The organism is Fischerella muscicola PCC 7414 (assembly GCF_000317205.1).
In the GTDB taxonomy this organism is placed as follows: domain Bacteria; phylum Cyanobacteriota; class Cyanobacteriia; order Cyanobacteriales; family Nostocaceae; genus Fischerella; species Fischerella muscicola.
The window spans coordinates 149,207-155,665 of the sequence record NZ_AJLK01000156.1; the positions used below are offsets into that span (position 1 = coordinate 149,207).

Consider the following 6,459-nt stretch of genomic DNA (forward strand, 5'->3'; position numbering starts at 1 on the left):
CTATTCTATTTTGTAGATTGGCAGTTGGACTGTAAATGTTGCTCCTTTGCCGATTCCCTCACTAGCAGCATAAACATGACCGTGGTGCATTTCAACTAAATGCCGAACAATCGCAAGTCCTAGTCCCAATCCTCCATATTTTCTGGTTGTAGTGCCGTCTGCTTGACGGAAGCGATCGAACACATGGGGTAAAAAGTCGGAACTAATGCCTTGTCCGGTATCGGTGACAGTAATTTGAGCAAAAGACTCTATTTGTTGAAGCAAAATCTGCACTCGACCAGCAGGAGGAGTAAATTTGATGGCATTAGAGAGGAGATTGCATATAATCTGCTGCAACCGTTCCGCATCGCCCATAACCGGACTGATGAAGGGACTAAGCATAGATTCTATTTGGATTGATTTAGCCTGAGCTTGTGGCTGTATATCTTCTATTGCAGCATGAACAATTGGAACTAAGTACAGAGGCTGTAACTCCAAACGGAGTTTATTCTGAATGATCATGGAAACATCAAGGATATCTTCAATCAATTTTTTTTGGTGTCTGGCATTACGCTCAATTGTTTCCAAAGCTTTAGTAGCGATCGCTTCATTTAATTGCCGATTTCTAAGTATGTGCGCCCAACCCAACATAGAGTTAAGTGGAGTACGAAGTTCATGGGAAACAACTGCTAAAAATTCATCCTTGAGGCGGTTTGCTTTTTCAGCCTCTTCTCTAGCTGCTTGCTCTTGGGCTATTAGTTGTTTTCGTTCTTCTTCGACTTGTCGGCGTTCGGTTGTGTCCCGCCAAGTCACAACTACCCCATCCCCAAACTTCACAGCACGAATATCATAGGCTCTTGTTGGTGGTTGATGGTTGGTGGTTGGTTGTTGATTGTTGGTTATTAACCATTCCCCATGTCCCCCTTGTCTTTCCCTCTCCCCGTCTGCCAACAACAACTCCTTTACCAGTGGTTGACCTGTTTCTACAACCCGACAGTATTCTGTAAACAGACCACTTGTTTGATGTACGGGCATGAGTTTACACAACCACTTACCTAATTGCTCTTCCTGTGTTAAACCATGATTTTCACAAGCAGCTGCATTCACATAGTCAATGCGAAAGTCTATGATTTTACCTGAGGTATCGCGGATGGCAGAGTAAATAGCAAAGCAGTCTAAGATGGTTTCTACAGAGGTGCGGAATAGTTCTTCACTTTTGCGTAATTCTGTCTCTGCTTGCCTGAGCAATTTTCGTTCTTCCGCTTCTCGCAAGGCTCGTTCCACTGCTGGAACTAGTCGCTCTAGGCGTTGTTTAAGTACATAATCTGTAGCACCACTTTTGAGAGTTTCAATAGCTCGCTCCTCACCAAGTATCCCAGATATGATGATAAATGGTACTTCTGGACAGATAGCACGAGCAAGTTCTAAAGCAGAAAACCCATCAAAAGAGGGAAGAGCGTAATCTGCCAAAATTACATCCAAGGTTTCGGTTTTCAAAGCTTTTATAAAATCTGTACGAGTTTCTACCCGTACCAACTCGCAATCATTTATACTCTTTTTTAAAGACGTACCGATAAGCTCGGCATCTGCCCAAGAATCTTCCAGCAGCAGAATACGCATCATGATATGATTTTTTAAAATAGTGTCGCCACGCCACAAATTTCCTATTTTAATAGGAACCTAGCAGCATTATTTTCAAGAAATTTAGTAAGTTCACACATCTAGCTGTCGATGTAGATTAGAAATCTGTTAATAGTTAGTGGTTAGTGGTTAGTTGTTAGTTGTTAATTGTTAGTTGTTAGTGGTTAATGGTTATTAGTTATCTCTTACTCCTCACACTCCCCATCACCCCATCACCCACTGTAATTAAATATTTTCTTTTGGTAAGCTAAAGTAAAATTTTGCTCCTTGATTTATATCTCCCTCTGCCCAGACTCTGCCACGATGTCTGAGAATGATTCGTTGGACATTAGCAAGTCCTATGCCTGTTCCTTGAAACTGTGTTTGGTTATGAAGGCGTTGAAATATACCAAATAAGCGATTGACATATTGCATGTCAAATCCCACACCATTATCTTGAATAAAAAAAATAGTTTCATGCTCATCCTCAATGCTGCCAATAGTAATGATTGGTTGCTGGCACAGTTGAGTGAACTTTACAGCATTTTCAATCAAATTTTGCCAAACAAGGCGCAATAAAGAGCGATCGCCCCACACATGAGGTAGTTGCTGGACATACCAAATGATATTCCTATCGGGGAAAACCATTTCTATCTGTTGCTTTGACTCCCAAACTAGACGGTTCATATCGACGATAGAGTAGTGCATTTCTGCGCGTCCGGTGCGGGAGTAAGTCAGCAAATCATCTACTAGCTTACCTGCCCGGTTAGTTAGTTCTAAAATTGCTTGCAGGTAACGTAGACTTATTTCATCACGGGTCGTGTTTTCTAAGTGTTCTTTTAATAAATTAACAAATCCATCGATTTGGCGAATTGGCGAGCGCAGATCATGAGAAACTGAGTAAGCAAAAGCCTCGAGTTCACAGTTGATAGCTTCTAATTGGGCTGTACGCTCTTGGACTCGAAGTTCTAATGTTTGGTTCAACTGACGAATCTCTGCTTCTGATTGCTTGCGCTCTGTGATATCTTCCATCAAGCCATCTATAAATGTTTCACCATCTAGCTGATTTTGGGTTTCACTGAACAATACCCAGATGTTTTTCCCATCGAGGCGTTGGAATTGTATTTCCCGTTCCCACTCTTGACCAGCAGGACGTTCGTTGGTCATAAAGGAGTAGAGTTGTTCACTAATAAATGATTGAACTTCCTCCAAAGATGGCAAACCCAAAATATTTAGAAATGCCGTATTTACATCTAAAATTTTTGCCTCAGGTGTAGCACGAAATACACCTATTCTCAGTTGATTCAATAATGACTGTAACCGTAGTTCTAACTGGGCTGCTTTACGGTTAGTTTGGTGTTGTTGCCACACCGAGCGTACAGCCTGGCTCAGGCGAAGAAAATGTTTTGTGGATTTTATTACATAGTCATCTAGTCCTGCTTTCATTGCCTCAACCGCAATTTCCTGGGAACCAGTGTTGGTAAACATAATCACAGGACAATTGTGATCGCGAGCTTTGACAGCACGCAAAATCTCAATACCTGTTGTCCAGTTGAGTTGATAATCAGTAATGACCAAATCGAAATCATTTGCTGCTAATGCCTGTTTCAATGCATTGGCATCAATAATTTCTATTACTTGAGCTTGAGCAAACTCTCGACTTAATTCTCTCATCACCAACAAGCGATCGTCTGGGTTATCATCTACCAGCAAAATGCGTTGAATTGAATGATCCTGAGTACTCATCGCTGGTTGTTACCCATTGACTGGAAATGGGGAGATGGGGAACTCACCGGACCCCACGACCGACAGGGAGGAGCCAGTGCGGTGGACGGGTTTCCCGGCATAAAGCACCTGGCGTTGGGGATTAGGGGCAGTGGGGTGATAGGGAGATAGGGAGATGGGGAGATGGGAAATATAAAGAATATTCCTTCTGCCCTCTGCCTTCTGCCCTCTGCCTTCTGCGGGGCCCCCACAAATTCGCGATTCGGAGAGCGAATTTGTGGGGAACCCCTTCTGCCCTCTGCCTTCTGCCTTCTGCCTTCTGCCTTCTGCCCTCTGCCTTCTGCCCTCTAGGATTAACTAAAATAAACAGAAGGATACTGATTAAATTGTAGCCAGTAGGAGTCGAGTGCCTGCATCATCTCCAGCAAAGCATTAAATGCAACAGGTTTAATTAGATAGGAGTTTACCCCCATATCATAAGCACGGTCAATATCAATATTTTCTCGTGAAGATGTGAGAACTACCACCGGAATTCGTTTGAGTAACGGTTGCTGCTTGAGCCATTCTAGAACTTCCAGACCAGAACGACCCGGTAGTTTTAAATCTAGCAATATTAACGCTGGCAATGGATAATTTTCTCTTTCTATGTAACAACCTTGACCCTCAAGGTACATAACCGCCTCATCTCCATCTTTGACAACATGGATGGAGTGCTTCAAATTTGCCCGACGAAATGCCCTCTCTATTAAGAAAATATCGTTGGGATCGTCCTCTACCAGCAAGATACTACATTCACCATGACTCATCATTACAAGCTGGCTCCTTGAGATTTTTTATTTCTGGAGGCCAGTAGAGAAATAAATAGTATAAGATTTGGTTGTGCTAAACAGAGTTTTCATATCGGTGTTTAGTAGTCAAATGTATTTACTATTTCAGAGGACAGTCATAGAAAGACTCTTATAGCATGACATAAATCTCAGGAGCGCTCTGTACGCTTGCGTACATAAGACCCAGATTTTTCCCAAAAAAGACTTATTGATATTGTTCAAAAAATTGGGATAACTTACTTTTGCTCTTCGTTGAGCAAGCGATCGAATTCTTTTCTAATAAAACCGTAACACTCACAAGCTGTTGCCTCTAAAGCCAAGCGATTGAGAATCGTAATCCGACCTCGACTGTAGCGGATAATACCTGCTTGTTGCAATAAGCCAGCTGCCACAGTCACACCAGAGCGTCGTGTACCTAATAACTCAGCAATAAACTCTTGAGTAATTTGTATAGTATCAGAAGCCGTATGGTCTTGGGCAGTGAGCAGCCAACGGGCAAGCCGTGCTTCTAAGGAATGATGACGATTGCAGGCAGCTGTTTGACTAATTTGGGTAAGTAAAGCCTGCGTATAAAGTAGTAATTGCCTTTGCAGCACTCCACCACGATAAAATTCCCGTTTGAGGAGCTTGGCATCTATCTTCATGGCAGTACCAGCAACCTGCACGATTGTGCGAGTTGTTGTGAGATCGCCTCCTAAAAATGCAGGATAGCCTACAACTCCATTGCTACCCACCATACCAACTTCTGTTGTCGAACCATCCTCAAGGACAGCTATCAAAGACACCATTGCTCGATTAGGGAAATAGACATGCTTAATATTTTCCCCTGCTTCATAAAGAACTTGACCAAGGGAAAGTGACACCTCTTCTAGATGGGGAGCAAGGCGTTGGAACTCCGACTCTGGTAAAGCCAGCAGTAGCTGATTAACTAGCACGGCATCGCTTCCATCAATTCTAAATCAAGCATCTTAAATTGACATGGCTGAAGTAACCCTGTCTGTACGGTTCCGTACATAAGCGGCATTCAATCAGTGATAGATGATCACTGGTAACTGTTAACTGATAACTGATAACTGTTAAAGATTGAGCAGCCGAGCAAACTCGTCTGTTACTATGCCATAACACTCGCAAGCAGTTGCCTCTAGTGCGGCCCGGTTTAGAATTATGATTTTTCCACGACTGTAGCGAATCATGCCTTCTTCTTGCAAATTACCTGCTGCAACTGTAACTGTGGCACGACGGGTTCCCAACAGATCAGCAATATACTGCTGAGTTAAAAATATCTCATTTCGACCAAGACAGTCCTGAACGCAAAGCAACCAACGGGCAAGTTGTTGTTCAGTGGAATGGTGAAATTTGCAAACTGCATTCTGACCAATCTGGGTTAAGAGTGCTTGGGTATACAGTAGCAGTTTTTTTTGCAACACTCCCCTCCGCTCAAATTCACGCTGTAGGACTTCAGCATCCATTTTGAAAGCGCCTTCTGCTATTTGTACCAGCGCTCGGCTATTAGTAAATTTCCCGCCTAAAAATGCCGGAATGCCAATCATGCCCTCATTGCCCACCATTGCAAATTCGGTGGTTGAGTTATCCTTGAGAACAGAAACTAAAGATATCATTGAGCGGGTGGGAAAGTAGACTTGTCGAATCACTTCCCCACGATCATAGAGAATTTGCCCTTGAGAGAGCCTTATATATTCTAGATGGGGAGCCAGGTGCTGATACTCCTCATCCGGTAAAGATGCCAAGAGTTGATTAATCGACCTGGGATCGCTATCGGATGGAGACATGCTGTAGTCTGTTGGCAGAACAGTCAGGACGGCACGTAGCTGCTAGAGAATGGAAAGCATACTCTGAGAGCTAGTGACGACGTGAGAAGTTGTCATAGGTTAATAAAAATTTGCAAACTACTTCTTCTTCCTAGTGGAAGATTAGTACGTTAGCGTACAGATTATAACTTTACAGTTATCAGTTATCAGTTATCAGTTTTTCTGACTAATAACTGTTAACTACTCACTGTTTGAATCGCCTTGGGGTAACTCAATCCAAAATCGACTACCCTGTCCTAATTGCGATTCAACTCCTACCCTACCTCCCATACGCTCAATACCCCGCTTGATAATCGCTAAACCGATACCAGTTCCGGGATAAGATTCTATGCCATGCAAGCGCTCAAAGGTTCTGAATATTCGTTCTTGATGTTGGCTAGCAATGCCAATTCCATTGTCTTCTACCCAAAGACGCACCCATTTTTTGGAGGTGGAGGTTTGTGAAGAGGTGGGGAGGTGGGGAGGTGGGGAGGTGGGGG

The 6,459-nt window shown here is 43.1% G+C and carries 6 protein-coding genes; all 6 read right to left on the minus strand.

Annotation, left to right across the window (positions count from 1 at the left end; all coding sequences use genetic code 11):
• The gene (locus UYI_RS0124940) at positions 1 to 1,602 is read right to left on the minus strand and encodes a sensor histidine kinase (RefSeq protein WP_035139025.1); all 1,602 of its coding nucleotides are present in this window, start codon (positions 1,600 to 1,602) and stop codon (positions 1 to 3) included.
• A 243-nt stretch (positions 1,603 to 1,845) separates the two neighbouring features.
• Complete coding sequence (locus UYI_RS0124945) at positions 1,846 to 3,345, minus strand: sensor histidine kinase (protein WP_016869406.1); 1,500 nt, start codon at positions 3,343 to 3,345, stop codon at positions 1,846 to 1,848.
• 332 nt (positions 3,346 to 3,677) lie between these two features.
• Positions 3,678 to 4,133: a response regulator gene (locus UYI_RS0124955; RefSeq protein WP_016869408.1), complete on the minus strand. Its 456-nt coding sequence runs from the start codon at positions 4,131 to 4,133 to the stop codon at positions 3,678 to 3,680.
• 254 nt (positions 4,134 to 4,387) lie between these two features.
• Positions 4,388 to 5,086: a Crp/Fnr family transcriptional regulator gene (locus UYI_RS0124960; protein ID WP_016869409.1), complete on the minus strand. Its 699-nt coding sequence runs from the start codon at positions 5,084 to 5,086 to the stop codon at positions 4,388 to 4,390.
• Positions 5,087 to 5,227: 141 nt separating this feature from the next.
• The gene (locus UYI_RS0124965) at positions 5,228 to 5,941 is read right to left on the minus strand and encodes a Crp/Fnr family transcriptional regulator (RefSeq protein WP_016869410.1); all 714 of its coding nucleotides are present in this window, start codon (positions 5,939 to 5,941) and stop codon (positions 5,228 to 5,230) included.
• A gap of 219 nt (positions 5,942 to 6,160) precedes the next feature.
• Positions 6,161 to 6,459, minus strand: a 299-nt coding sequence (locus UYI_RS33360; RefSeq protein WP_051035582.1) for a sensor histidine kinase, incomplete at its 5' end; no start/stop codon positions are given.

What these genes read in the sequence shown, in the direction of transcription:
- UYI_RS0124940 (WP_035139025.1), bottom strand. Translation starts at nt 1,602, where the DNA reads ATGATGCGTATTCTGCTGCTGGAAGATTCTTGGGCAGATGCCGAGCTT.
- UYI_RS0124945 (WP_016869406.1), bottom strand. Translation starts at nt 3,345, where the DNA reads ATGAGTACTCAGGATCATTCAATTCAACGCATTTTGCTGGTAGATGAT.
- UYI_RS0124955 (WP_016869408.1), bottom strand. Translation starts at nt 4,133, where the DNA reads ATGATGAGTCATGGTGAATGTAGTATCTTGCTGGTAGAGGACGATCCC.
- UYI_RS0124965 (WP_016869410.1), bottom strand. Translation starts at nt 5,941, where the DNA reads ATGTCTCCATCCGATAGCGATCCCAGGTCGATTAATCAACTCTTGGCA.